Consider the following 25,952-nt stretch of genomic DNA (forward strand, 5'->3'; position numbering starts at 1 on the left):
CCTCCGTTACATCGCCAAGAGCAAGAGCACGACCAGCGTCACAAATATGTAGGCCAGGTAGAGATGGAGGCTCCCCGCTTGAATGATTCGCAGCCGGTCCGCCAGCCTGGAGACACACGCGACCACGGGCGCATAGAGATACCGCTCAAACACCGGCTCGATGTGAATGGCGAAACGCCGCCGCCTGGCAAAATACTTCGACTCTTCCAGGAATTCCGTTTCAAGCTCCACGGTCGGCTGATACACCGTGCTGAACACCCGCTTGATCGGCTGCACGAATCCTGTCGCCGTATATTCCATCCGGGCGGTCAACGGAAGACCGCAGCCCCAGGTTCTGCTGTACCGCTTCTTCGGAAAGCCGCCGAACAGAGCCACGAGGGCAAGGCCGAGCGCCCCCGCCGCGACAAGGATGAGGGCGAGCCCCGGGGAAGACAGGCTCGCATACTCCGCATCGACCGGCGTCAGCATCCACCCCTCAAGCCCCAGCATCCTCTCCGCGATGGACACGCCGGCCATCGGCGCGGTGATCCGGTCCAGCATCGGCACCACAACCATGGGGGCGAGTCCCAGCAGGATACAGACGGCCGCGAGCAGCCCCATTCCGATTCGCATCGGCCAAGGGACTTCTTCGGCATGACGCGCGTGGACACTGCGGGGCAGGGCCAGGAACGAGATGCCGAACGCCTTGGCAAAGCAAGCCAAGGCCAGCACTCCGGTGAGCGCCAGCATCGCAGCGGCCAGCGGGAGCATGAATTTCATCAGCACCGAGGGGAGCTGAACGCTCATGAAGAGGCTTTGAAAGATCAGCCATTCGCTGACAAATCCATTCGTGGGCGGGAGTGCGGCAATGGAGACGGCGCCAATGAGAAAGAAGAGCCCGGTCCAAGGCATCCGGCGCAGCAGACCGCCATATTCCTCCATGTTCCGAGTGTGGGTCGCATAGAGCAGCGACCCCGCGCCCAGAAACAGCAAGGACTTGAACATGGCATGGTTGATCGTGTGATAGAGACCCGCCACCAGCCCGAGCGCAGCCAGCTCGCGGAGCCCATAACTTTGAAAGATCATCCCCGCGCCGATGCCAAGCAGTATGATCCCGATATTCTCGACGCTGTGATAGGCCAGGAGTCGCTTGAGATCATGCTCCATCAAGGCATACATGACGCCGAGCCATGCGGAGACGGCGCCAAGCCCCAGCACGGTGAATCCCCACCACCAGGGAAACTCTCCGCCGAGAAAGTCGAACGTGACGCGCAGCAAGCCATAGATCGCCGTCTTGATCATGACGCCCGACATGAGGGCGGAGACATGCGACGGGGCGGCTGGATGGGCATACGGCAGCCACACGTGCAGCGGCACGACACCCGCCTTGGCACCGAAGCCAATCAGAGCGGCCAGAAAGGCGGCCGTCCGCAGGCTGCCGGATAACGGCTGCTCAGGATGACGGAACCCCTCGAACGAGAACGTCGCCCCCTGCTGGAAGCACACAAGAAACGCCACCGTGATGAACGCCGTGCCGACATGGGTCATGATCAGATAAAAGAAACTCGCATGCCGCACGTCCGGATCCGCATGATCCGTGGCGACAAGGAAATAGGACGCCAGGGACATCAGTTCCCAGAGAAGGAGAAACAAGAACCCGTTGTCCGCGAGCACCACCAGCGTCATGGAGCCGAGGAACGCATTGAAGAGCGATCCCAGTGCGGCCACTGACACCCGGCCCTGAAAAGACCGCAGATACCCGATGGCATAGATGGACGCGGCCAACCCGGCGAGAGAAACGGTGAACACAAAGAACGCCGCGAGGGCATCGAGCCGGAAGGCGAACGTCAGCAGAGGAATCGCCGAATTGATCGAGAGCCGCATCGGGACGGAGGCCGTGAGGCCAAGCAGGCCGAGAGCGACACCTGAGCCGGTTGCCAGGATGCCGCACACGCCTGCCGCGAGGCTCTGGGCCTGCGGGCGCCGCAGGCAGAGCGGCAGCCCAATACCAGCCGCATAACAGGCCAGCAGCACCCACAATACGGTCAGCATCGCGTCATCCGATCGGCCAGCCCCTGTCTTCGACAGCCACGCGCGCACCCCTCCCCATTAGATTCCTGACTGCAACGATCGGCCGGTCCTGGTCCTGCAGCGGCTCATGCCCTCTCTCGCTTTCAGATTATTTGCATCGGCAGCCAGCACGGCAGTCCAGTGGGAACACGCCTCCTCATACTGGCCAAGTTCCTCCAGCAGCCTGGCCAGCTCACTTCGGGACATCAGGTCGGTCGGGCAGTCGGCCAATAGTTGCTGCAATTGCGTCAGGCGATGAATCCAAAAGGAATCGGACATAAAACACCCTCACTAGATCTCCGGCACGAACCACCACACGCGCACTCATGCGTGCCGCATCTCAACAGAGCCATGCATTAAGAAACAGCTGATACCGTCATGCTGTGCATGCACGATGCCACAAATACGTTCCAGGCGGTTTTCATGTCTGGGGGAATGAATCTGCGGATTTATATGGATCGGAGGATCCTTACCGAGAGGGTAGGAGACACACCATTCCCGATAGTCTGCAAGATTTGCAGATTCACCCACCGGACGAAAAAGATCGCCGTGCAATTCTTGCAGAAACGCAACGGGTACGCGGAATTCACGGTTTTTCGATCAGCCAGGTGTGCAACGCTTGCGGGTTGCGAGAGAACGACGGGGAGGCGCATTTTTCTGGAGGTTACTCGCGAATACCGTATTCTTTGATCTTATATTGCAGCGCGCGAAGACTGATCCCGAGGAGATTGGCCGCTTTTTCTCGATGGTTGGTCACTTCCGCCAGCGTGCGCCGGATTGTTTCCCGCTCGATCTCCTTCAAGGAAGACCCCAATGCCACGACCATCGTACGGGCGTCCTCCTTGCTCGCCCGAATTTCTTCAGGGAGATGCTCCGGCTGAATGGCCGGATCTTTCACCGTAATCACGAGCCGCTCCATCAAATTCCGCAATTGGCGGATATTGCCGGGCCAGGCATAGAGCCGGAGCAGCCGCATCGCCTCGCGGGAGATCTCTTTGGGTGCGCGATGATGCTGCGCGGCACACTCCCTCAGAAAACGGTCGGCCAGGAGCGGAATATCGTCGCCCCGCTCACGCAGCGGCGGAAGCCGGATCGGCACGACGTTAAGCCGGTAATAAAGATCTTCCCGAAACAGGCCCTGCTTGACCGCTTCCTCAAGGTTGCGGTTGGTCGCCGCGATAATCCTGGCATCGACCGTAATCACCTTCGTGCCGCCCAGGCGCCGGAATTCTTTGGTCTCCAGAACGCGCAAAAAATCGACCTGGGACTTCAACGACAATTCCCCGACCTCGTCCAGCAGCAGCGTGCCGCCATGAGCCAGCTCGAACCGCCCGGCCTTGGTCGTCACCGCGCCGGTAAACGCGCCCTTTTCATATCCGAACAGCTCGCTCTCGAAGAGGTTCTCCGGCAATGCGCCGCAATTCATCGTCACAAACGGCCCGGCGGCCCTGGCACTTCGATGGTGAATAGCCCGGGCCACAAGCTCTTTCCCGGTGCCGCTTTCTCCCGTCAGCAAGACGGTGACTGCGCTGTCGGCGACCATGTCCACCAGGCTGTACACCCGCTGCATAGGCTCGCTCTCGCCCACCAGCTCGTCGAATCTGGTCCGTGCCTCAAGCCGCTCCCTGAGCTGTTTGTTCTCCTGCGCCAGCGCACGGCGCTCCAGGGCTTTTTCGACCACGATGTGAAACCGGTCCCGATCGATCGGCTTGGTGAGATAGTCGTACGCCCCCAGCCGCATCGCTTCGATGGCCGTATCGATGGACCCAAAGGCGGTCATCACGATGGCTTCCGTCTCTGGCCATTTCTCTTTCATGCGCCGAAGGAACTCCATGCCGCCCAGGCCGGGCATCCGTAAATCGGTGATCACCACATCCGCCTTCGTGTGTTCGAGCAGCGCGAGCGCCTCTTCCGCGGTTCCCGCCCCTTGCACCTTGTGCCCAAGCTTTTCCAGCATGGTAACGAGCGCCGACCGGATATTCACCTCATCTTCCACAATGAGGATGTGCGCGTGTCCGGTCATCGGTCACGCACCAACGCGCACGGTGTGGCCGTGACGGCGGGGAGCCTGATCACAACCGTGGTGCCTCTGCCGGTGGTGCTGGACACCTGGATCGTTCCTCCATGATCCTCGACAATGCGATAGGCGATGGCCAGACCGAGTCCGCTACCCGCAGCCTTGGTGGTGTAAAACGGCTCGAACAGCCGGGGCAGCTCGTCTTGCTTGATACCCACTCCGCTATCTTGGACCGTCAGCTCCACCCATTCCTTTTCGTCCGCCTTGCATCCCCTTGCGGCCACCTGGCAGAGGCCTCCTTCCGGCATCGCCTGGAACGCATTCACGATGACATTCACCAGCACTTGGCTGATTTCGGTCTCATCTCCCATGATCGCGGGCAAGGGATCGGACGTGTTGGACTTAAGCTGGATATGGTGATCCTGCGCTTCATACCGCAACAGAGACATGATGTGGGAGAGTAATTGCCCGGTGTCGACCGCATGCAGACGGAGCGTGCCGGGTCGCGCGAATTTCATAAAGTTGTCGAGGATGGCTCCGAGCCGGCGGGTTTCCGCGTTCAAGACGTGCAGGTATTTATCCACTACCGCTGCGGAACGTGAGCCACCCTGCAGCTCCTGTTCTAGCAGATGAAGGTTCAAGTCGATGGCACTCAAGGGATTGCGCAGCTCATGCGCAACACCCGCTGACAGAGTATGCAGTCCCGTGAGTTTGTCTGCGACCCGCACGCGCCGCTCCAGATCCAGCAGTTCCGTGACATCCTTGAGCAGCACAATGACGCCGACCGGACGCCCATCGCCTCCCGTCAAATCCGCGGTGGTGAGGCGGATGGTGTGCGCCTGGTCGCCGGTGCGATACGGTATATCCTGATGGTCCACATGGCGGTTATTATGGAGCGCCTCATCGAGTGCCCTACGAATTAAGTCTCCCTCGGCAAACATCCGTCCATAGAACTGGCCGAGCAATTCTTCCGTCGATCGTTTCAGCGTTGCCACGGCCGCAGGATTGACGGCGGTAATCTGGCCGCTGCGGTTAATCGTCAGCACCCCGGTCGGAATGCTGTCAAGGATGGTTCTTGCAAGCCCCTTCACTTCCTCGAGAGTCCGTCTGGTGCTGTCGTAATGGAGAACGGTGATGACCGCGGCAATCCCGATCGCGCTAACCAAGAACACAAGCAGTGTGACTGCGATCAGGTCATGCCTCGATTGCCAGAGGGCCGGGAACCACTCCGTGGGTACCGCGTGTCCTTGCGTAAGCCCTTGAAGCAAGAGTTTGTCATGCTCCAAGTTAAACAAGAGGATGACCGAGACAACCAGGCCCAAAAGGAGGAGGACAGAGGTAATGAGACGGTACGGAATGTGCCGAAACCAGGCGGATGTGGGGATAGGCCTAAACATCGTGATAGTCGGGAACCTTTGCTTTCATGCTATCACGGGAAAGACACTCGGTATAGCCTGTCACTCTTCCGGCGGTAGGAACCATGGCGGCACAACCCGGCACTCCATATGAGACTCCTCGTGCTTCCGCATTCCGCTATCGGCCACAACCTTCGCCTTCGCAGCCGCCCATTCCGCCGCCTGGTCCCATCATGGGTCCCCCGCCTCTTCCATGGCCCATCATGCCGGGGACATGGTCTCCGGCAAAGCTCCGCTCATATTGGATAATCGTCCAGATTTCGTCGTCGGTGAGCTGGTCTCCAAACCCGATCATGGACGTCCCGGGTGAGCCATATTTGATCACCCAGAAGATTTCCCCCTCGGTGCGGTGGCGCCAGAAACCGTGATGCTGGAAATTTCTCGGCGAGGGATCGAGGCCCGCCGCCGCCATGCCATTGCCCGACCCGTCCCTCCCATGGCAATTGAAGCAGGTCCCCTTGCCATTGTAGAGGGCCTTGCCCTTCTCGACGGTCTCCGGTGAGTCCGGCAAGGGGCTGGCCAGCGCGCGCGCTTCAGCCAGCGTGCCGGCCGGCACGCGCGGCTGCATGACATGGCGCTCATCCGCCCATAAGGCCGATGCAGTCAACACACCGGCTGCGGCAAGAGCGGTCAGCATACGAGAGGGGCGCATGATTCTCCTCGTTCCATCCGCTAGAAATCGAGTTCGACCATCTTGCGATGGAACCGCGTGATCACATTCGGATCCGGTGTCAGCCGGACCTGGGCCGTGTCCTTCCCTTTATACGGCAGGAGATTCAGCACATGGCGCAGGCTTTCCAGACGGGCCGCCTGCTTATCGTTCGCTTTGACGATAATCCAGGGGCTGAACGTCGTATGGGTCTTGCTGAACATTTCTTCTTTGTAGCGGGTGTACGAGTCCCAGAGCTCTTGCGCCTTCTCATCGACGGGACTCAGCTTCCATTGTTTGAGCGGATTCTGGCGTCGTGCCTCAAAACGCTTGGCCTGCTCCTCTTTGGATATGGAAAACCAGAACTTGATGATCGTCACGCCGTCTTCGTAGAGCATATGCTCGAATTCCGTAACCTGCTGCAGAAACCGCTGATGTTCCTTCTTGCTGCAAAATCCCATCACCGGCTCGACCACCGCGCGGTTGTACCAACTGCGGTCGAAGAAGACGATTTCCCCCTTATTGGGAAGCTGGCGGATATAGCGCTGGAAATACCACTGGCCTTTCTCTTCATCCGTCGGTTTCGGCAGTGCCACGACGCGCATTGCGCGAGGGTTCAGATGTTCCGTAAAGCGGCGAATCGTGCCGCCCTTCCCGGCGGCATCGCGTCCCTCGACGAGGATCGCAATCCGCTGCCCTTCGTTCTGAACCCATCGTTGCAGCCGCACCAGCTCCACTTGCAGCGCCCGCAGCTCCTGCTCATACAGCAAGGTCTTTCGGATCTCTTCAAGATCGACCTCCTTGCTCTTCAATAATTGCAGCAGCCCTTTCCGCGTATTAATGCGGCGAAGATCGTCTTCCGTCAGGGCAAGCGCCGCCTCTCCGCTCCGCACGGCGGCCATGGCGCTCTTTCCAGCCTTCCGCTGCCGGTAGCCGTCCCCTTCCCGCGGCACGACAGTCGGAATCGTTTCCAACTCATCGGCCAGAAGCTTGCCGTCACGTCCGGCAAGCGCCTCAGCCTCCGCGTGAGATTCTTGTCGGTCTTTGGTCTTGCCGGTCGATTCTTCGTCAGATGCCATAGCGCTACCGTTTCCTTTCACAGAAACAACAGACCATCAGAATGCCACGTTCCTGCCGCGTTGATCCACTTCTTTGCTGGAATCCGGCATGCCCATGCCCTCGTCAGGTCGTCGGCACCCCGACTGCCGAAAATGGTAAATGTGGCCATCGATTGCTCCTCCAACATCCATCAGAAGAAAAGAGCGTATGGCTGATAGCCGGTAGCATAGGAGCAAGACGGATATCCTTCCGGCTGCCTCCGAGCCATACGCCATCAGCTATAGACTCCGCTCTTCTACTTCGGTCCCTTGAACGTCGCTTTCACATAGGCCATGACATCGGCCACGCCCTGCTGCCCGATGGTCAACCCCCAATAGGGCATGTTGGCAGACTTGCCCATCGCCGCCCCGCCATGGTTGATCATATTGTAGAGATACTCGGTCGGGACTTCGCTGAAGTTGATATTGGCATGAATGGCTGGCTTGGGCTCCAGGGTGGCCGCAGCCGGACCGTCGCCCTTGCCGGTCGCCCCATGGCATTGCATACAATACTCTTTATAGATCACTTTCCCTCGCCCCACGCTGGCTTTCCCAAACTCGGGTGCCGTCCAGGGTTCATAGTACGTGAAGTCCGGCACACCCTGAACAGCGAGAAATCCAAGAACCGCGCGCAATTGAGGCTCGGTCGCATCGGCCAAGAACTCGCCGCTGTGCGGCACGAAATCTTGCGGATTCAACCCAAACCGGAACAGCCAGTCCATGTTGTACCGTTGGCCGGCTTTCTCCAATGCCGCGCTCTGTTGCCCGCCGATGAGTGTCCCGTTTTCCTCAATCGTGTGACAGCCAAGGCAGGCATGCGCCTTATAGGCCATGCCGCCGAAGGCCGCTTCGAACTTGGTCACCTTCGTCACATCATACGCGCCGACTTTCACCCGGGGATCCTTGTTGTTCTTCTCGAAGTAGTCGGCGATGGCGCCGGCCTCCGCTTCGGTGACCACGGGATGTTTCACCGGACCTTCGCTGAGATCCCAGCGATACCCTTTCGCATAGAGCGGCGCCTCCTTCCCGGTCAGCCATCGGATCAGCCAGGGACGCTGGTACTTGCTGCCGGCCCAAATGAGATCGGGTGCGCGCAGGTTGAATCGCGAGTCGGCTTGCCCTTCCAATCGATGGCATTGGACACAGGCCTGCTGGATCAGCTCCTTCGCCCGGGGCTGATCGGCTCCGAACAACAGACGCGGAGCGGACATCAACCCCACCAGCGTCAACAGCGCCCCGCCGGCCAGCATCCCTTTCCTCAAACTCATAACCGCTCCTTTCGGCTGTGGTGAGCACGGCTCACCGTTACTTCGATAACAACCAGGCCTGCACATCCGCAATATCCTGATGACTCAGCACGGAACCCCAGGCGGGCATGGGCCCGCGCCCGTGGAGCACCGTTTCCCAAAATAGATCGTCATGTTTGAGAATAGGATTCTTCGCCAGCTTCGGCCCCATCCCGCCGGTTGCACCGGCTCCATGGCACGCCTGGCAGTTGTGCTCGAAAATACCGGCGCCTCTGTCAGCCAGGCCGACGAGCGGCCCTTCCGCCACCGGTTCCTGCGTGAGCGGCTCCGCCTTCCTCAATTCCTGATCGAGCGGGGCCAGATGATCCGGCGCGCCCGGATGATACCGCGCCGACAGATACCGCACGAGGAGCGCGGCTTCATCCTCGGACATCTCCGCGCCCCAATGTTTCATTTTGTCGACCGTCGCCAGCCAGCGCTCTCTGGGCAACCGCTGTTGAGACACGAGATCCGGGCTATGGCACACGGAACAGCGCGCGATAATCAATCCCTCGGCCCGTGGCGCCAACGCGGCGCTCACCGATGCCAGCTCGTCTTCTTGCGCCGACGTGACCACCGCCAGCCCGATGCACCCGAGGAGCAGCGCGAGCCCCACGGATCGAACACGAACGGCATCGTTTCGTTTCACGTTTCACGCCTCACGTTTCATGCGCCTGAGACCGTCACCGTCACGCGATCCCACCCGTTCCATAAAAACCCGCTGGGATTCCAGGGGCTGGTGTGGGGCTGCACCTCTCCGCCCGCATCCGTTGCGCGAGAGAGAATCGTCACCGAACCAGGCCCCTTGGGTTTCCACAGAAACTGCCATTGCCTCCAGGCATAGGGCTCGTCCTCACCGACCAGCCTCGCCTGCTCCCACGTCTGGCCTTCGTCAAACGACAGCTCCACGGCCGCGACGGGCGTCTCTCCGCTCCAGGCCACCCCCTGCACCGTCACCGGCCCCTGCCCGACTTGCGTCCCTTCTGGCGGTGAGGCAATGAGCGATTTCACCACCATCGCTTCCACGGGAACCATCGACGTGCCGGGCAGACCGGAGTTCGGCTGAATGGCCGTGACCGGCACACGATAGGCCGTCTGCATGTAGTAGCCCTTCGCTTCATCCGCCTGCACCGTGATGTCGGTCAGCCATTTGATGCAGGAATCCGCCATCCAGCCCGGCGTAATGACCCGCAGCGGGGCGCCGTGCAACAGCGGCAAGGGGCGCCCGTTCATCTCATAGGCGAGAAGCGTGTCCGGATGCAGGGCTTTCTCCAACGGAATACTGCGGATAAACAGCGGCACCGCTGCCACCACCGGCCGGTCGGCGCCTTGCAATTGGACATGCTTGGCCTGATGGCGGAGGCCGGCTTTGGCCAGCACATCCCGCAGCCGCACGCCGGTCCATTGCGCATTGCCGACCGCGCCCCGCTCCCATTGCACACCGGGGACTTTCGGACGATGAAAGGCCCGCCCATTGCCGCTGCATTGCACGACCGCCGTGATCGTCACCCGTTCGAACTGCGTGAGTTCCTTGAGCGTAAGCACCAACGGCTGCTCGATGAGCCCCCCGACACGGAGTCTCCAGTTGGCCTCGGCAATCAGCTCCGGCGCAGGCGGCCCAAAATGACTCCGCACAAAAAAACGATGAGTGGGAGTGAGGAACGAGGTGAATTCGCGCACCGGCGTTTCGGCGTCATAGGGCCTGGTGACCCGTGCGATCAAGGGGCCGGACTCGTTGGATGACGGATCGTTTCCGGCGGCTCGTGCCGCAACAGGACGATGGCTCACCATCGCACTCAGGCCAAGGCCTTGCAGGACCTTCCCCAGCCAGGCCCGCCGAGAGAGACTCATAGCCCGGCCTTCCCTTCCGGCGGCTGGGGGAGCGCATGACCGTGCGGGTTCAACTTGATCGACACGTTCGGCGCCACGGCAACCGATTGATGGACGGTGCAGCCATGCGCCACCTTTAACAGCCGCTCCTTTTGTTCCGGCGTAATGCGATGCGGCAGATGAATGGCCAAGGCGATCGCACCGACGCGATGCGGGCCTTCGGCCATCGTCCACTCGGCATCGACCGTCAAGCCGTCCCGGGAGATGTTGTGCCGTGCGCAGAATTGGCCGACGAAATACCCGACACAACTGGCCACCGATCCGACAAACAGTTCAACAGGGCTCATCCCCGCATCGTGCCCGCCATCTTCAACCGGCTGATCGGTGATAATCCGATGCCGTCCGCTCGTGACGTCATATCGCGTCCCGCCATGATAGGCCACCGTGAGCGTCATCGCGCACCTCCCGGATCAGGAAGCCTGACCGCCAGCCAAAGACAAAGCGCACCCAGCGGAACCGCCAGCATAACGCCCGGCATCCCGAATGATTCGTGAATGGTCACCGGCCCATACTGGCCGAGGGCCATCAACACCGTTTCCAAATCCGGAAACATGAAAGCAAACACCAGCGCGCCGAGCAACCCGCCAAAGACCGTCGCCCAGGCATCCGGTTTGCCTTCCGCCGCCGCGGCCAGCGCGGTGCCGGGACAATACCCTGTCACGGCAAAACCGACACCGAAGATCGCACCGGCCACCACCATTCCCGGGAGATACAAATCTTTCACTTTCATGTGGGCCAGTCCCAGCGCATCCAGAAGATGCACCCCGATCAACCCTACCCCGATCGCCGTCAGAATGACTTTCATGATGGTCATATCCTTGAGCCGCAACGCATTGGTAATTTTCGTATGGCTAGAGGCTCCCGACAATTGCAGCACGGCTCCGAAGGCGGCCCCCAACACCAATCCCAACAGCAGCTTCATTGCTTCCCCCAATCGCCATATAGCCATCGCGCCGTCAGGATCGCGCTGACAAAGAGCACCGCCGAAAAGACCAGCGAACTGACCGCAAGCTGAGATACGCCGCTGATCATGTGGCCGGACGTACAGCCTCCGCCGAATCGCGCACCGAACAGGAGCAAAAATCCCCCGATGCACGACCAGACCAGACGCCGCCCGGGAATCGGTCCAAACCGATGAGCCCACTCACCGGGCACCAGCCTAGTACTGAATCGCTTGGTGGCCCATGCAGCTAGAAAGGCCCCGATCGGAATGCCCAGCACAAAAAAGAACTCATAGGTCGCCAGCGTCCAGCCACCTGCCGCCTCCGACAGGTAGGCGCTCTGGTCGGCGACGTCCGGCAGCACCTGATGCAGCAGCACCCCGTCCAAGACCACATACTGCGTCGAGACTCCGATCGGCTGCACCAGCGCGACGGCCACGATCAGCACGAGACCGATCCCCAGCCCACCGGTCCACCAGGGAATGGCCGGAGCAGTCGTATGATCCGGTGAATCAGCCCTCTGGGGATTTGGGAAGTTGGTCATCGTTCGCGCTTTCACTTCACCACGTCATCCTCTTACGTCTTACGTTTTACGTCTCACGCCCTAATACGGCACATCCACCGGCTTCCCGCCCTTCGGCCAATCCTGCGCTTTGGCCGGGAAATCAGGACGCGGCTGCCCCAGGATAAATGCCGCCACATCAAACGCTTCGTCGTCGGTCACCGTCCATCCCCAACCGCGCGGCATATTTGCCTTGATAAACGACGCCGCCACACTCACACGCGCCATCCCTGCCGCGATATTATACGAACCCGGCCCCCATAGCGGCGGCGCGGCCATCGTCCCTTGTCCATCAGATCCATGGCAAAAGACACATTTCTTGGCAAAGACCGTCTTGCCGTTCACGGCATCCGGCGGCCGAGTAGCTGTGATGCGGGGAATCCCTCGCCAGGGAACAGCGCTTCCCTTCGGCACATTCTGTGACAGCCAATCGATATAAGCGACCACCGCCGCCAATTTCGAACTGTCGGGCGGCAAGGCTTTGCCGTTCAAACTGCGCTCAAAACACTCATTGATCCGATCGGCCAGACTCATCTGCCGATCTGCCCGAGCCCGGTATTCCGGATACAGCCGGCTGAGGCCCACAAAGGAGGCGGCATTCGGATTCAGCCCCGCATCGAGATGGCAATTGGTACAGTTCAGCTTGTTCCCCACATAGGGCTGCCCGTATTCCTGCGTGTCGGCGACAATCTTGAAGCCCAACCGGATCTGCTCGCCGCGCTGGTCGCCCCGGATCGTCTCCGGAGACGGCGGGGCAAACAACGCATCGAACGCCGGTTCGTGTTTCTGCGAAGAATCATTGGACTCAGCCGCCTGCCCCACCCTCGGTGGAGGAATACACCCTGCGGCAACGCTTCCGGCGGCCGCCAACAGCAAACACCCCAGCGCAATACGGCGCATGACCAACCTCTTAATGTTTGGGACAGCAGCCCGTTGGACAGGTATTGATGCCCAGCACCGTCCACAAGGGGCAAAAACCGATGGCCCCTGTCACCAGCGCAATCGTACCCACCACGAATGCGATCCCCGTTCCCACCGGAGGCAACCCGGCAAACGCGCCAACCCCCAGCGCCACAATCCCAACGACGATTCGGATAGGCCGTTCAATTCCTCCGACATTGCATGTCATGATGAAACCTCCCGGTTATAGACTACGGAGCGCAATGCGTCCCTCCTTCCTTGGAGTCAAGAGATGGCAAAGAGATTCATCCTTGCCCCGACCGATTAATCCTGCCGAAACGTTCGCACGTACGCCAGGACGTCCCAGATTTCATCATCGGACAACGCGGTGCTCCAGGCCCCCATCGCGGTATTGGGCTTGCCGTCATGAATGCGCTTGAACAAGCTGGCATCCAATCGCCGTTGAATCGCGTCCGAGGTGAGATCAGCCGGCTTGGGCACGAGCTGAAGACCCATCGCCCCTTTCCCATCGATTCCGTGGCACCGGATACAGGTATTGGTATAGATCTCTCGGCCCGTCACCGCATCACGTTGCGCCGCCGGCGCAGGGAGATCCTTCAACCCTCCACCGCCGCCGAACCCGGCTGAGATCATTCCAACCAAGATACTGAGCGCGATGCCGGCGATACGCATAGGTCACCCCTTTCCTCAGGGAAACTACTGCGAGCGATGTGCCAGGAGTGCGCTATGCGCTGGCGCATAAAATTCTGCAATTTGCCAGTGAGTTAGTCGTCGGCGGACAGCCGGCCTGCGGGGAGTGGCGAGAAATGCCCCGTGGCCCATTGAGGGGTCTGTCCCAAGATGCCCCAGCAGAGAACGATTACGTAATGGTGGGCACCAAGGTCACCTGGGCCTTCATGGAATTCGAAATAAGACAATTCGCTTCCGCCTTCTCGATAAGTTCTTTGGCTTTGACGGGATCACCCCCCGCGGGCAGCGTTATCACTGGCTTGAGCGTGAGCGCCGTAAACTGAAACTTGCCATCCACCAGTTCGAGCCGCCCCTCGGCGGAGCTTTCATAGGCCGTGAACGCCAATCCAGCCCGCTCCGCCACCGCCAGAAATGTCGTCATCAAACAGATATTGGCCGACGCCACGAATAGATCTTCCGGCGACCAGATGCCGTCATGCCCTTTGAACTCCGGCGGCGTGGCCACCTGCACATCGGGCTTCCCCGCGCAGGAGATCACGCCCTTCCGCTGCTCCGTCCACTTCACCGCCGTATGATACAGATACATTTTCGGTCTCGATTCCATGGTCCCTCCTGGTGTTTGCCCCGCCTATCCGCTCTCACCCCTTCTGCAAGATTGCCCCACGCACTGCCATCCTCGCACCAGCCATATCATAAAACCGGCCAAGGCACACCTGCCGTTAACCATGTCTGCGGGCTCTCTCGCCTTGCGGATCAAGGCCTGGTGGTGAAGGTCCAGACGGCGGAAAAAATGAGGAGTTGCTGAGAAGGCGTCAGTCCAAGTGAGCCGGACGAGGTCGGGGCATCAGTGAAAAAACCGCCCTGTTGTCCGGTCGATTCATCGACACGATACTCCAGGCGAAGGATGGTCTCTCCTAACCGACCTGGACGGCGATGTTCCACCGTCGCGGTCACCGCTTTCACGAATTGTTCGGACCCGGTCAGCCGCCCATTCCGGTCCCAGTACAATTCAGGGCGAACCGCCACACTCCAAGGCCCGCTCACATGCCATTGGATCGGCATCGACGCGCCGGTCCAAAAGGCCCGAGGATGCCCTGGGAGCCCGGCCATTCGTTCCGTGCCGATCTGATAGTCGAAGCCGACGGTGACCGGACCATCCTGGAACTTCGCGATGCTGTCGGAAAAGAACCGCCAGAACTTCATATCCGTTTGTGACTGATCCGGGCCATAGTAGACGGTCTGCTGAAAGGAAAACCGGGACGCCCCTTTCCATGCCAGTTGGGCCCCATAGCTGGGCAGATCGTTGGCATGGGCGAGATGAAAATATTCGTTGATGACAAAGACCGTGCCTGTGAGTTCCTGCGTGACCGGATAACTCGCATTGACGCCGAACATGAGGTAGGGGGAATAATCCGAGACCCAGGCACGCGTATAGTTCGCATTGTCCTTCGAGTACAGCGACTCATAGCCGATGAGACTATTGAACAAACCGGCCTGTATTCGCAGCCCGTGACCGGCCGGGGCGAGATAGGACACGTTCGCGCTGCCAAAATGCCGAAGCTGGTCTGATGCGCCTACTTTCGGTGCGTTATTCGCAAAGCCGAACTCTTTGGCATCTTCTCCTGCATGAACAAGAAGCTCCGCCCCCCACCGTGAGGAAGCATTCGCGTCTTTTCTGAAAGAGAGTCCGGCCATGTTGAGGTCCAGCTCATTGGCTCGTGGCGTCGTACTCCGGCTTCGAAACAGGTGATTGGGAGGAAAGTTGAAATTCAGCAGGTAGGCGGCATCGGCAAAGCCGCCCACTTCCCAGGGGGATGCCTCAGAAGCAATCGGCCGACCGTCGGCGACACCCGCATTTTCTGAAGCTGCACCATCGGCCACAACGGCCATCCCGATTGCGAGAATCGTCAGAACGGACGCGCCAATCCCTCTGCACCGCTTCCAGCCATTCAGGAAAGCCCGATTTCGTGGAGGGAGAGGCAGCGCATCATAAATTGCCCCCCCCCCAACAGATGCCTTTCTCACAAGGCGGACACCCCTCACTGAGCCAGCGCCGGCCTCATTCCATCTCTTGCGGCCTACTCACCCGACTGGCCCGATTTTCTTAGGCCCCTTCAATCCTGTTTTGTCTTCCCATACATCGCTTGCGCTTGTTCAACATGCTCGGCATAGCGCGCCTCCATCTGCTTCGCCTGACTGCGCGCCTCTTGCGCGGCCGTCAACAAGGCGCTCCGCCTGAACCCCTTAGGATCTTCATGCAAGCTGATTGTGGATGCGAGCGCCTGGTAGCGGTCAGCGTCCGCCTCCAGCCGACTGATCCGACTCTGATACAACACCGCCGCTGCCATATGGTCGTCCGCGCTCCCGTTGGATGCCAGCTTGGCTTGCAGGTCCACCGGAAGGACCGTGCTGCAGCCGGTCAATCCGAGAACCACCAGCAAGGGAAGCGCACGGGAAAGTGCCTGCGTCCAATTGAGCCTCATGGTTCACCTCCTTCACTATTCCAGAAGCATCATCGACTTTCTCAATTACGACGATACAGGAGGAGGGAACAGGGGCCTATCGGGTTGAAACCTGAGAAGCGGGCGGGAAATACCTGAGTCCTCGCCGGGTGGATAGGTCCGTCACCTGCTCCACCCGAGTTGGCTGCCGAACAGGCGGTGCGGCACATGAGTGGCACGATGTCAGGCGTCCGTCGAGACCAAGCCCCGGCGGATCGCATAGCGGACCAAACCCGCCACGTCGTGAATGTCCAAGCGGCGCATCAATTCGGTGCGATGCGAATCCACCGTCTTGACGCTCACGCCCAACTTCCTGGCAATGTCCTTCGTGGAACAGCCTTCGGCGATGAGCTGCAAGACCTCCCGCTGGCGGGCGGTCAGCTCAATGGCCGGTCCAAGCTTGTCTTTCCGATGTTCGAGATAGTCCAGAACGAGCGGCTTGGAAATACTGGGGCTCAAATACGTTTCACCCCGCACCGCCGCCTTGAGCGCCAGTTCGAGTTCCGCCGGCTCCGCCCCCTTGAGCAGATAGCCCGTAGCCCCTGCATTGAGCGCCTGCCCCACATACTCTTCATTGGCATGCATCGAGAGGATGATCACTCGGACCTTGGGCCATTGCCGCGTGATGCGACTCGCCGCTTCCAGCCCGTTCAAATTCGCCATGGCGATATCCATGATCACCACGTCGGGCTGAATCTTCTCGACGACAGCCACCGCCTCGTGGCCGTCGCTCGCCTCGCCGACGACCTGGACGTTCGGCAAACTGTGCAACAACGCCCGCAAGCCCGCCCGGATGAGCACGTGATCATCTGCCAGAACGACCCGGATCGGCATGAGAGGCCTCCTCCCGCTCCAACACGTTACGCCGTGCCCGCATTCTCCAGAGGAATCTGCGCACGCACTTCGGTCCCTCGTCCCGCCTCCGAGCGGATCACGAGGGCTCCTCCTAACGCTCGTGCCCGCTCTTGCATGCCAAGCAGCCCCAGCGTCCACCGATCGGACGCGCCGGCCTTCGACTCCGGCAGGGAAAAACCGACGCCATTATCTTTGATGCGCAGTTCGAATCCTGCCCCGGATTTTCGCAGCGTCACGTCCAGCCTGGATGCGTTCGCATGACGCAGCACATTGGTCACCGCCTCCTGCACGATCCGAAAGCAGACCACTGCCTTATCGGCTGAGGGCTCCTTGGGCAAGTCCTCAGCGTCGACGTGCGCCACAATTCCGGCCCGCTCGGCCTGCCGCATGACATACCATCGAATCGCGGGCACCAACCCGAGATCGTCCAGCAGCGACGGGCGCAGATCCAGCGAGAGATCCCGTATGCGCTTCAGCAGAGAGTCCAAAATCCCCAAACTATCATTCAACGTCTCTGCGACTTGCCTCGTATCGGCCACACGCTGCATGGTCTGAAGATTCATCTTCAGCGCCGTGAGCGCCGTTCCAACTTCATCATGCAGATCATGAGCCAGCACTCTCCGCTCCTGCTCTTGGACTTGCATCAGTTGGCGGGAGAGCGCTTGCAGCTGGCCATGGGCATCCCGAAGCCCTTCCTCCGCCTCCCGGCGGGTCAGGTAAGAGGACAGGCTGTCGGCGAGCGAATCGATAAGGTGCCGTTCTTCGAGAAGAAAGGAGCCCTCCGATTCCACGGGCCGCTCCTGCAGATAGGCCACCTCGATCCATCCTTTTCGTCCCGTCGAGGTGGCCAGTGGAGCCCGTTGCATCCAGGGAGTTTCTTGAAAATCCGGCGTGCTGACAGTTATGCCGTCGAATTGAATCCGCGCAACTGCGATGTCGGGATATTGCCACGCCGGCGGAAGAAGGGCCGCCACCTCTGTGAGAACTTCTTCCAGCGGTTTCGTACGGTCTTGCAACAGACGAACGGTGCCGTGCAGCGCCGTCAGCTCTTTGACCCGTTCGCCAAGGTAGTGCAAGAGGCGTTGCCGGTCATCCTCATGTTGAACTGCCTCTTCCGAGCGCGGGCGCTCAGAAGACCGGACTGCATCAACAGGCTGGTCAGATCGTCTGGCAGGAGGGGGCTGACGGAGCGGCCGTCGTGAGCTCATAGATGCACCGGCGGAACTCTCACGGAAAATGGAATGGGAGAAATCCTATCGAGAATCAGAGTCAACATGCAACATCGGTCAAGGCTTGATATACGCCCATCCCTGCTCCTGCCGCTCCATCAACCGCACCATCGCCGGCACCGTCTCCCCCACCTCGCCGATCAAATCATCCCGCGTCACCTTCATGGCCTTCATCGTGTTGGAACAGGCCGTGATCTTCACCCCGTAGTCTGCTTTCAATTGAGCTAATTCAGGCCCAAGCGTCGTCGTGCTTGTCATCAGCAGCGACAGCCCTGCTCCATGCGCCACCAGTTCGAGCTGGAGCCGCTCACGCCCCACTTCCTGATAGAGGTGCCGGATATTGTTCAACACGCCCCGCTGCACCTTCTCCTCGCCCGAGTTCAGCTGCATCACCACGCGATGCAGCTTCTGCGTGCCGCCGCTTTCAACGGAGTCCGCCCCCAAGACCATCTGACGCGGCCCCCACGCAGCCACGAGCAGGACGATCAGCGCGATCTGCTTCCACATAGACATCCCCTTTCCCCTCACGGGGCACTGGTCACCTGTCGCATCAATTGCGTCACCGCCCACAGCAGAAACGCGCCGTAGACGAATCCGAAAAACCAGGGGAAACTGATCGCTCGATGAGCCCACCACTGCCGGTGCTGGCGAAACGCCCAGTTCGGCTGGAACACCGGAGGCTCATTCCGTCGATCTTCGATCGGCTGCCTCGTTTCGTGCAGCTGATAGACGCTTGTGATCAGCTTCTGCCCCTTCCACTCCGGATCCTGTTCAATTCCGCGCAGCCGCCATTCCCACAACGCATTCTGGCCCGACAGCCGGCCCAGGACAATCGCCATTTGCAGGCACAGGAGAATGCCGAACACGCAGAGGAGGCCGATCAAGACCGTGAATGACCAGGCCAGCGACTCCCGCGAGACAATCAACCCGATGACCGCGACAAAGATAGAGTTGGCCGTCAAATAGTCCGAAAGCATGGTGTGATAGTCGCGGACCCCGGAGGTCCAGAGCATGAGCAAATGCTCGTAGGTGGACGCAAGGGAGGAGCCTCGCGGCATCGTCATGGCATCGTGGCTCACGGGAGAGGTCCTTTCATTCCGCCTTAATAAGTTCTTGCACCCAATCACCGAGCGTATGCGTGAGAATCACCACGCACAAGGCGATCAGTAGATGCTCGCCAATGACCCTCCACGGAGAAATCGCTTGTGCTCGCGCAACAAACAGGCTGAGCACCGCCAGCAAGAGCAGGCCCCAGACGACGCTGATCACAATCGCCTGATCCAACGGGAGCATCAAAACCGGAACCGCAAAGGTCATCGCAATCACGAACTTCGCGGCGAACGTCGCCAGCGTCGCTTCCCAGACATGCCTCGCAGGACCGCTGTTCTTCGATTCCTCGGACACATGAATGCCGAGGGCATCCGACATGGCATCGGCAACGGCAATGGTCAGAATCCCGCCGAGCACAATGGCACGCGAATGAGTTCCTGAATGCAGCCCCACCATCAGGCCGAGTGTCGTGATGACGCCCGAGGTGAGTCCGAAACTCAGCCCGGTTTTCCATGACAGCTTCATGACCGCCACATCATCGCGGGAATGTCAGCAGATAGGCCAGCACGTCACGGATGGCTTCGTCCGACATCGTGGACTGCCAGGCATCCATCGCGGTGTTCGGCCGTCCCTCGTGAATACTCTTCAAGAGCCGGGAGTCCGGCTTGAGCAGCACCTCGCTTGACGTGAGATCCGCCACCGGCGGGTTCAACGTCATGACCCCGTCCCCTCTTCCTTGCGGACCATGACAAGCCAGACAATATTTTTCATACAACAGCTTCCCTCGCACCAGATTGCGTTCACCGGCCGTCAACCCGGATGTGGGTGCCAATAACCAACAGCAGGCCATGATGGCGCAGATCAAGGAGCCACGAGTGATCGTCATGCCGTTCCCTTTCTGTGTCGTGTCACGAACGCCCGCAGACAGGTGCGCGCCGTACACAGCCCTGCAGCCAGGCGCCGATCTGATCCAGCAGCGCCGCCATCGCCCGATTGGCCGCCACCACGCCGCCATAGGCATCGCCGCTGGGCGCGTCCTCCAACGCCTCAAAGGTTCGGGCCCCGACAACTCTGGACTCCTTGAGGTCGATCAACTGCGTGCGAACCGTCATGCGCACACGGCTGGGCTGCTGCAAGAACTCCTGTTGCACGGCGAACCCAGAGGAGTCGAGACGATAATCTCCACGCCCAGCTCCCGGCAAGGGGAGGACGGCGCGCCAAGATCCACTCCGATCCAACGACTGAATGAGCAAGGACGTCAACATGCGCGCCGGCGCGTCGGCCCATTGGCTCTGCGCAAAATACTCCACCTCATACAGCCGTTTGAAAAACACCATGCGCGGCGTCTCAAACCCAGGCTCGGCCTGAGCGGGACTGACGAGGAGCGAGGGTCCGTTGCTGTCAGCCGGTCGAGCCTCACCGAAAGACTCACCGAGAACCAGCTGATAGGTATGCAGGGGCAGTGCGTCGCCGCGAGGCGACAGGCAGCCAGCACCCACCGCCATCCAGGCCACTAAAACTGCTATCACCCCAAATCTCATCATGTGCCCAGTTCCTCCATCGCAGGATGCTCAAAAAGGCCATCCGGCAAGGCCGCAGCGAGCGAAGGGGCGAGGCGTACGCTTCGGTACGTTGAGCCTCTGAGCGATGCGAGAACGACGCTGGGGGACTTTTTCAGCATCCTGCTATTCACCGGGTCCGCGCGGCGGCGGCGTTCGACCAAACACCAGCGAGTTGGGCTCGCGCTCCAGATCGCGCGCCACACGAGACAACGTGGCAGCCAGCTGACGGAGTTCCGCCACCAGCATGCCCGCCTCAGGCAACGTCTGCCGCGAAAACTGCTCCAATTCGGGACGCGTCTCCTTCACCACTGCTCCCACGGCCTTGCTGGCATGGGCCAGCTCTTCCGCCACGGTCCGCAACGAGGCCGCGCTTGTATTGATTTTCGCCAGCAGGACCGGAACCTGTTCATTGAGCGCGCCCGTCACCCTCACAAGATTGTCCGCGCTCTGCGCCGCGCCCTCCAGGCCGCGCTCTACCTGCGCCTTGTGGGCCGCGACCATCTGCGCCACATCCGAGAGATCCTTGATCGTGCGTTTCAGCGCCGTGCGATTGTCTTCATCCAGCACTTCCGCCGCTCCCTTGGCCACCGTATCCAAATCCGCCAGGAGTGTGGTCAGCCCCTTTTCAGAGAGCAGCCGCGAAATGGCTTCGTCGAGCCGGAAGAACAGCGACGGCCCCGTCTGGATCACCGGATATTTGTGTCCCTCCAAGGCCTGCAACGGGGGCGTTTCACGGCTGCCCCCGGTTAAATTGACCGTCGCCAGGCCGGTCAGCCCTTGCGTCTGAAGAACCGCAACCGTATCGGTCTTGATAGGGGTCCCGCGGACAATATCCAGAGTCAGCCGCACCTCCTCGGGATTCTCTGGATTCAGCGCAATGTCTCTCACGCGACCAACGTCCACCCCCCGATACTTCACGGTCGAATCCACACTCAATCCTGCGACAGACTCCCGCATATACGCTTCATACCGCTCGTAAACGCCCCGATAGTCGGTCTTCCCCAGCCACAACACACCGGCCAGGATCGCGGCGCCCAACACGGCGACGAACAACCCGACAACGAGATAGTTCACCTTCGGTTCCATGCAGCGCCCCCGTCACACATTTCGGTCCCGCCCGTTCCACGCCGCCTGCTCGCTCGCGGCGCGCCCACGCGGACCGTGGAAGTATTCCCGCACGACGGGGTCCTCCGATTGCGCCAGCTCCGGCATCGTCCCGACTCCCAACACCCGGCCGTTGCCCAACACAGCCACCCGATCGGCGATGCGCCACAGCGAATCCAAATCATGCGTGACCATGACCACCGTCAGTCCCAACAGGCCTTTCAGAGAGAGGACCAGGTCGTCGAAGCCAGCGGCAATCATCGGATCCAAACCGGCCGTCGGCTCATCCAGGAACAACAGCTCGGGATCCATGACGATCGCGCGCGCCAGCGCCGCCCGCCGCCGCATCCCGCCGCTCAACTCGCTGGGATATTTCGTGGCACTCTCCGGCGGCAGTCCCACCATCCCAATCTTGACGGCCACGATCTCACGAATGAGCGCCGGACTCATGACGGTATATTCACGCAACGGCACCGCCACGTTTTCCGCCAGCGTCAATGAACTGAACAGCGCCCCGTGCTGAAACATCACCCCGAACCGCCGATGGAGCGGCGTCCCGTCATATTCCTCCAGCGAGCGGCTGTCCACGCCAAAGAGGCGGATGGCCCCGGACGAAGGCGTCAGCAATCCCACGATCTCGCGCAACAACGTGGACTTGCCACACCCGTTTCCGCCGGCGATGGCAAAGACCTCGCCTTGCCGCACCGACAGGCTGACATCCGCATGCACCACGGCCTCCCCGAACCGAGTTGCCACATGGCTGACCTCGATAATCGAGGTTGGCGGTGAAGCCTGAGACTCGGCAATTCCCACTAGCCTCTTACCTCGCGCCTCTTGCCCATACTTCCCATCACAGATCCCACCAATTGAGCAGAATGCTGCAAATCGCATCGAACACGATCACCAAAAAGATCCCCTGCACGACACTGATGGTGGTATGCCGCCCGACATCGTCCACGCCGCCACGAATTTGAAAACCTTGATAACATCCTACGAGAGCGATGATGACGGCAAAGAACGGGGCCTTGCCGATCCCGATCAGAAAATGCCGCACCGCCACAGCCTCTTCAAATCGAGACACAAACTCCGTAAAGCTCACGTTGAGCTGCCCCGAAGCGATCAGCATGCCCCCAAAGACCCCCAGCACATCCGCGTACACGGTGAGCAACGGCAAGGCAATCACCAGCGCCAGCGTTCTCGGGATGACGAGCAGGTTCATCGGGGAGATGCCGAGCGTGCGCACCGCATCCAGCTCTTCCGTCACCTTCATGGTCCCGATCTCAGCGGCATAGGCCGACCCCGAGCGTCCGGCAATCAAAATGGCCACGATGAGCGGCGCGATCTCCCGCAACAGCGAGATCCCGACTAAATCCACGATGAAAATGTTCGTCCCGAATTTTCGCAACTGTTCGGCGCCCTGATAGGCGATCACGACGCCCACCAGAAAGGTGAGCAATCCCGTGATCAGCAAGGCATTCACGCCATCGATGTGGAGCATCCGCAAGAGCGACTGCCAGCGAATCAACCGCGGCTGCAACACCACACGAGACAAGGCCACGGTGCTCTCGCCAAGAAACGTCAGGCCACGACGGCCGCACTCCCATCGATACCAGGCGGCCCGCCCAAGCCGCTCCATGCCGGTTCTTCGCGCCGCCAAAGGCTCCGCAGCGCGGCCCGCCCGCTGAGCGCCGACCAGCTGAACGAGCCCCTCGAACTCCGGCCGCAGGCCTTCCACCGCCGGCTTCGGCCCCCTGCGATAGATGGTCTGAAGAGTCTGTTGAAGCAACACGGCACCGCCTGTATCCAAGGCGGTCATGTCGCTCGCATCGCACAGCACCCCACTGCCCTCAGGCCAGCGAAGCGCCAAAATTTGGCGTTCGAGATCCGCCAAATTTGGCAACGTCCACCGCCCACGGCAGTAGATCACCTTGCCCGAAATTTGAACCGATGCCGGCTGGCCCACAGTCACGCTCCCTATTGCAGGAGGACGATCCTGTCTCGCGGCTCGCTCGCGCCTCAGCCTTTTCCCATGATCGCCCGCAACTCCGCCCCGCTGATCACTTCCCGCTCCAGCAGCATCGTCGCGCCGGCGAGCAGGGCGGCTTTCTTGCCCGCCAGCAACTGTTTCACCCGTTCATACTGTCCATCGACGATCCGCCGGATTTCGCAGTCGATCTCACGGGCAGTCTCTTCCGAATAATCGCCCTTTTCCTGCGCCGTTTGAAGCTGAAGAAACTGCGGCTGCCGCTCCCGCTCCAAGGTAATCGCCCCCAGTTTCTCGCTCATCCCGTAGGCCTTCACCATGCTCTTGGCGATGTCGGTGGCTTTCACCAGATCGTTTTGCGCGCCGGTCGAGGCCTCGCCAAATATCAGCTCTTCGGCAATCCGCCCGCCAAGGAGCACCGCCACTTTGTTCTCCAGCTCGGATTTCGTCATTAAGAATCGGTCTTCCGTCGGGAGTTGCAGCGTATAGCCGAGCGCCGCGATGCCGCGCGGAATGATCGAGATTTTCTGAACCTGATCCGCTCCCGGCAAGGACAGCGCCACCAGGGCATGACCGGTTTCGTGATACGCCACCCGTTCTTTCTCCATCTTATTCAGAACGCGATTCTTTTTTTCCAGCCCCGCAATGACGCGCTCAACCGCCTCCTGCAGTTCGGAGATGCCAACCTGGTCCTTGCCACGGCGCACGGCCAACAGCGCCGCTTCGTTGATAATGTTCGCCAGATCGGCGCCGGAAAAACCGGGGGTCATCGCCGCGATGTTTTCGAGATCCGCGTCCGGGCCTAGCGTCACCTGTTGTGCATGCACGCGAAGAATCGCGAGCCGGCCGCTCTTATCCGGCCGATCCACCAGGACATGGCGGTCGAACCGGCCCGCCCGCAACAAGGCCGGATCAAGAATCTCGGGCCGGTTGGTGGCCGCCATGAGAATGACGCCAATCCGCGGATCGAACCCATCCATCTCGACCAGCAACTGATTCAAAGTCTGCTCCCGTTCCTCATGCGCCATCGGCCCCATGCCGCGCGCCTTTCCCAACGCATCGAGTTCGTCGATGAAGATGATGCAGGGAGCCTTCAGTTTGGCCTGTTCGAACAGATCACGAACCCGGGCCGCGCCCACCCCCACGAACATTTCCACAAACTCCGACCCGCTGATGCTGAAGAACGTCACCCCGGCTTCGCCCGCGACGGCGCGGGCCAAGAGCGTCTTGCCGGTTCCCGGCGGACCGACCAGCAAAATCCCCTTTGGGATCTTTCCGCCCAGTTTCGTGAACTTTTCCGGTGTCTTGAGGAACTCGATTACCTCGCGGAGTTCTTCCTTCGCCTCATCCACTCCCGCCACATCGGCGAAGGTCACCTTCGTATCCTTTTCCGCATAAATCTTCGCCTTGGACTGCCCCACCTGCATAAAACCGCCCTGCGCCTGGCCCAACCGGCGGAAAATAAAAAACCAGATCCCAAGAAACACGACGACCGGCAACATCCACGACAGCAGATCACGCCAGAAGGTGGTTTCGATCACCCCGGCGAATATGACACCGTGCTCATTAAGTTCCCGCACCAGATCGGGGTCCTCGACACGAATCGTCGTAAACAACTTCTGCTCTTTCGCCTCACCCTCGGGTTGGAGCTTCCCGGTCAGCACATGACTGCTCACCGACACCTCGGCCACTTTGCCTGTGGCCACCAAGGTCTTGAACTGGCTATAGGGCAGCTCTTCAACCTTGCTCAAGGCATGGATGAAATCGTGGACCAGGATCACGGCCCAGATGGCGAGAAACACATACCAGATGGAAAAGGAGATCTTTTTGTTCATAGGCACAGCCTGCCTTCTATGCTGAATTATTGCAAGGAGGGAGCCTGCGCCCCCCAAAGCGCTCACCGAACTTGCGCGAAATTATTGGGCAATCCGGGAACTGAGCTGACCAGGGGAGAGAAGCGCAGGGGAGTCTTGCTACAGGTTCAGACCAAGCGCTGTCGCGGAACGCAACAGAGGCTCGACTGCTTAGTCGCCCGCCGATCGAGTTATTTACACCCCTTGTAGGGGTCCTCGAACGTTGCTCCACACTCGAGACAACGCACCTGGCCCGTACGCTTCCCATCGAGACTCAAGACGTCGTCGATGAGGCGG

At 60.3% G+C, this 25,952-nt stretch carries 29 protein-coding genes; all 29 read right to left on the reverse strand.

Annotated elements, in window-relative coordinates:
• Positions 1-6 precede the first annotated feature (6 nt).
• The 29 genes from hyfB to ftsH all read right to left on the reverse strand — a co-directional run bounded on the left by hyfB (position 7) and on the right by ftsH (position 25,637).
• Positions 7-2,031 carry a hydrogenase 4 subunit B gene (hyfB, locus tag RI101_09465; protein ID MEC4890272.1) on the reverse strand — a complete coding sequence of 675 codons (2,025 nt, stop codon included), beginning with the start codon at positions 2,029-2,031 and terminating at the stop codon, positions 7-9.
• A gap of 57 nt (positions 2,032-2,088) precedes the next feature.
• On the reverse strand, positions 2,089-2,328 hold the full coding sequence (locus RI101_09470; protein ID MEC4890273.1) for a hypothetical protein: 240 nt from the start codon (positions 2,326-2,328) through the stop codon (positions 2,089-2,091).
• A 385-nt stretch (positions 2,329-2,713) separates the two neighbouring features.
• Positions 2,714-4,072 (reverse strand): sigma-54 dependent transcriptional regulator, encoded by a 1,359-nt coding sequence (locus RI101_09475; GenBank protein ID MEC4890274.1) that lies wholly within the window; start codon positions 4,070-4,072, stop codon positions 2,714-2,716.
• Complete coding sequence (locus RI101_09480) at positions 4,069-5,463, reverse strand: ATP-binding protein (protein ID MEC4890275.1); 1,395 nt, start codon at positions 5,461-5,463, stop codon at positions 4,069-4,071. Before RI101_09480 ends, RI101_09475 begins: the two co-directional genes overlap by 4 nt.
• A 136-nt stretch (positions 5,464-5,599) precedes the next feature.
• Positions 5,600-6,133: a c-type cytochrome gene (locus RI101_09485; protein MEC4890276.1), complete on the reverse strand. Its 534-nt coding sequence runs from the start codon at positions 6,131-6,133 to the stop codon at positions 5,600-5,602.
• A 20-nt stretch (positions 6,134-6,153) separates the two neighbouring features.
• Positions 6,154-7,209, reverse strand: a complete 1,056-nt coding sequence (gene ppk2, locus RI101_09490; protein MEC4890277.1) for a polyphosphate kinase 2 — start codon at positions 7,207-7,209, stop codon at positions 6,154-6,156.
• 275 nt (positions 7,210-7,484) lie between these two features.
• Positions 7,485-8,495 (reverse strand): c-type cytochrome, encoded by a 1,011-nt coding sequence (locus RI101_09495; GenBank protein ID MEC4890278.1) that lies wholly within the window; start codon positions 8,493-8,495, stop codon positions 7,485-7,487.
• Between the two features lie 37 nt (positions 8,496-8,532).
• A complete protein-coding gene (locus RI101_09500) occupies positions 8,533-9,162 on the reverse strand; it encodes a c-type cytochrome (GenBank protein MEC4890279.1) in 630 nt (209 codons plus the stop codon).
• Between the two features lie 17 nt (positions 9,163-9,179).
• The gene (locus RI101_09505) at positions 9,180-10,364 is read right to left on the reverse strand and encodes a sulfite oxidase (GenBank protein ID MEC4890280.1); all 1,185 of its coding nucleotides are present in this window, start codon (positions 10,362-10,364) and stop codon (positions 9,180-9,182) included.
• Complete coding sequence (locus tag RI101_09510; protein ID MEC4890281.1) at positions 10,361-10,798, reverse strand: OsmC family protein; 438 nt, start codon at positions 10,796-10,798, stop codon at positions 10,361-10,363. The genes RI101_09505 and RI101_09510 overlap by 4 nt, the downstream gene beginning before the upstream one ends.
• Entirely contained in the window at positions 10,795-11,325 is a 531-nt protein-coding gene (locus tag RI101_09515; protein ID MEC4890282.1) for a DUF6691 family protein, read from the reverse strand. Before RI101_09515 ends, RI101_09510 begins: the two co-directional genes overlap by 4 nt.
• Positions 11,322-11,888: a YeeE/YedE thiosulfate transporter family protein gene (locus tag RI101_09520; GenBank protein ID MEC4890283.1), complete on the reverse strand. Its 567-nt coding sequence runs from the start codon at positions 11,886-11,888 to the stop codon at positions 11,322-11,324. Before RI101_09520 ends, RI101_09515 begins: the two co-directional genes overlap by 4 nt.
• A 60-nt stretch (positions 11,889-11,948) precedes the next feature.
• A complete protein-coding gene (locus RI101_09525; GenBank protein MEC4890284.1) occupies positions 11,949-12,806 on the reverse strand; it encodes a c-type cytochrome in 858 nt (285 codons plus the stop codon).
• Between the two features lie 10 nt (positions 12,807-12,816).
• Positions 12,817-13,035, reverse strand: a complete 219-nt coding sequence (locus tag RI101_09530; protein MEC4890285.1) for a DUF2892 domain-containing protein — start codon at positions 13,033-13,035, stop codon at positions 12,817-12,819.
• Positions 13,036-13,130: 95 nt separating this feature from the next.
• A complete protein-coding gene (locus RI101_09535; protein MEC4890286.1) occupies positions 13,131-13,499 on the reverse strand; it encodes a cytochrome c in 369 nt (122 codons plus the stop codon).
• A 187-nt stretch (positions 13,500-13,686) separates the two neighbouring features.
• Entirely contained in the window at positions 13,687-14,121 is a 435-nt protein-coding gene (locus RI101_09540) for an OsmC family protein (GenBank protein MEC4890287.1), read from the reverse strand.
• A gap of 149 nt (positions 14,122-14,270) precedes the next feature.
• The gene (locus RI101_09545) at positions 14,271-15,398 is read right to left on the reverse strand and encodes an outer membrane beta-barrel protein (GenBank protein ID MEC4890288.1); all 1,128 of its coding nucleotides are present in this window, start codon (positions 15,396-15,398) and stop codon (positions 14,271-14,273) included.
• 233 nt (positions 15,399-15,631) lie between these two features.
• Positions 15,632-16,000, reverse strand: coding sequence for a hypothetical protein (locus RI101_09550; protein ID MEC4890289.1), 369 nt, complete (start codon positions 15,998-16,000; stop codon positions 15,632-15,634).
• A 201-nt stretch (positions 16,001-16,201) separates the two neighbouring features.
• Positions 16,202-16,852: a response regulator transcription factor gene (locus RI101_09555; protein MEC4890290.1), complete on the reverse strand. Its 651-nt coding sequence runs from the start codon at positions 16,850-16,852 to the stop codon at positions 16,202-16,204.
• Positions 16,853-16,878: 26 nt separating this feature from the next.
• Entirely contained in the window at positions 16,879-18,081 is a 1,203-nt protein-coding gene (locus tag RI101_09560; GenBank protein ID MEC4890291.1) for a sensor histidine kinase, read from the reverse strand.
• Between the two features lie 78 nt (positions 18,082-18,159).
• Entirely contained in the window at positions 18,160-18,609 is a 450-nt protein-coding gene (locus RI101_09565) for a DsrE family protein (protein MEC4890292.1), read from the reverse strand.
• A 17-nt stretch (positions 18,610-18,626) separates the two neighbouring features.
• Positions 18,627-19,181, reverse strand: a complete 555-nt coding sequence (locus RI101_09570) for a hypothetical protein (protein ID MEC4890293.1) — start codon at positions 19,179-19,181, stop codon at positions 18,627-18,629.
• A gap of 13 nt (positions 19,182-19,194) precedes the next feature.
• Positions 19,195-19,677, reverse strand: coding sequence for a hypothetical protein (locus RI101_09575; protein ID MEC4890294.1), 483 nt, complete (start codon positions 19,675-19,677; stop codon positions 19,195-19,197).
• A 10-nt stretch (positions 19,678-19,687) separates the two neighbouring features.
• Positions 19,688-20,038: a cytochrome c gene (locus tag RI101_09580; protein ID MEC4890295.1), complete on the reverse strand. Its 351-nt coding sequence runs from the start codon at positions 20,036-20,038 to the stop codon at positions 19,688-19,690.
• Positions 20,039-20,060: 22 nt separating this feature from the next.
• Entirely contained in the window at positions 20,061-20,696 is a 636-nt protein-coding gene (locus RI101_09585) for an ABC-type transport auxiliary lipoprotein family protein (protein MEC4890296.1), read from the reverse strand.
• 141 nt (positions 20,697-20,837) lie between these two features.
• Entirely contained in the window at positions 20,838-21,800 is a 963-nt protein-coding gene (locus tag RI101_09590) for an MlaD family protein (protein MEC4890297.1), read from the reverse strand.
• Between the two features lie 12 nt (positions 21,801-21,812).
• Positions 21,813-22,574 carry an ATP-binding cassette domain-containing protein gene (locus tag RI101_09595; protein ID MEC4890298.1) on the reverse strand — a complete coding sequence of 254 codons (762 nt, stop codon included), beginning with the start codon at positions 22,572-22,574 and terminating at the stop codon, positions 21,813-21,815.
• Between the two features lie 94 nt (positions 22,575-22,668).
• Positions 22,669-23,781 (reverse strand): ABC transporter permease, encoded by a 1,113-nt coding sequence (locus RI101_09600; protein ID MEC4890299.1) that lies wholly within the window; start codon positions 23,779-23,781, stop codon positions 22,669-22,671.
• A 53-nt stretch (positions 23,782-23,834) separates the two neighbouring features.
• Complete coding sequence (ftsH, locus tag RI101_09605) at positions 23,835-25,637, reverse strand: ATP-dependent zinc metalloprotease FtsH (GenBank protein MEC4890300.1); 1,803 nt, start codon at positions 25,635-25,637, stop codon at positions 23,835-23,837.
• Positions 25,638-25,952 lie beyond the last annotated feature (315 nt).

It is taken from the genome of Nitrospira sp., from assembly GCA_035968315.1.
Taxonomy (GTDB): Bacteria; Nitrospirota; Nitrospiria; order Nitrospirales; family Nitrospiraceae; genus Nitrospira_D.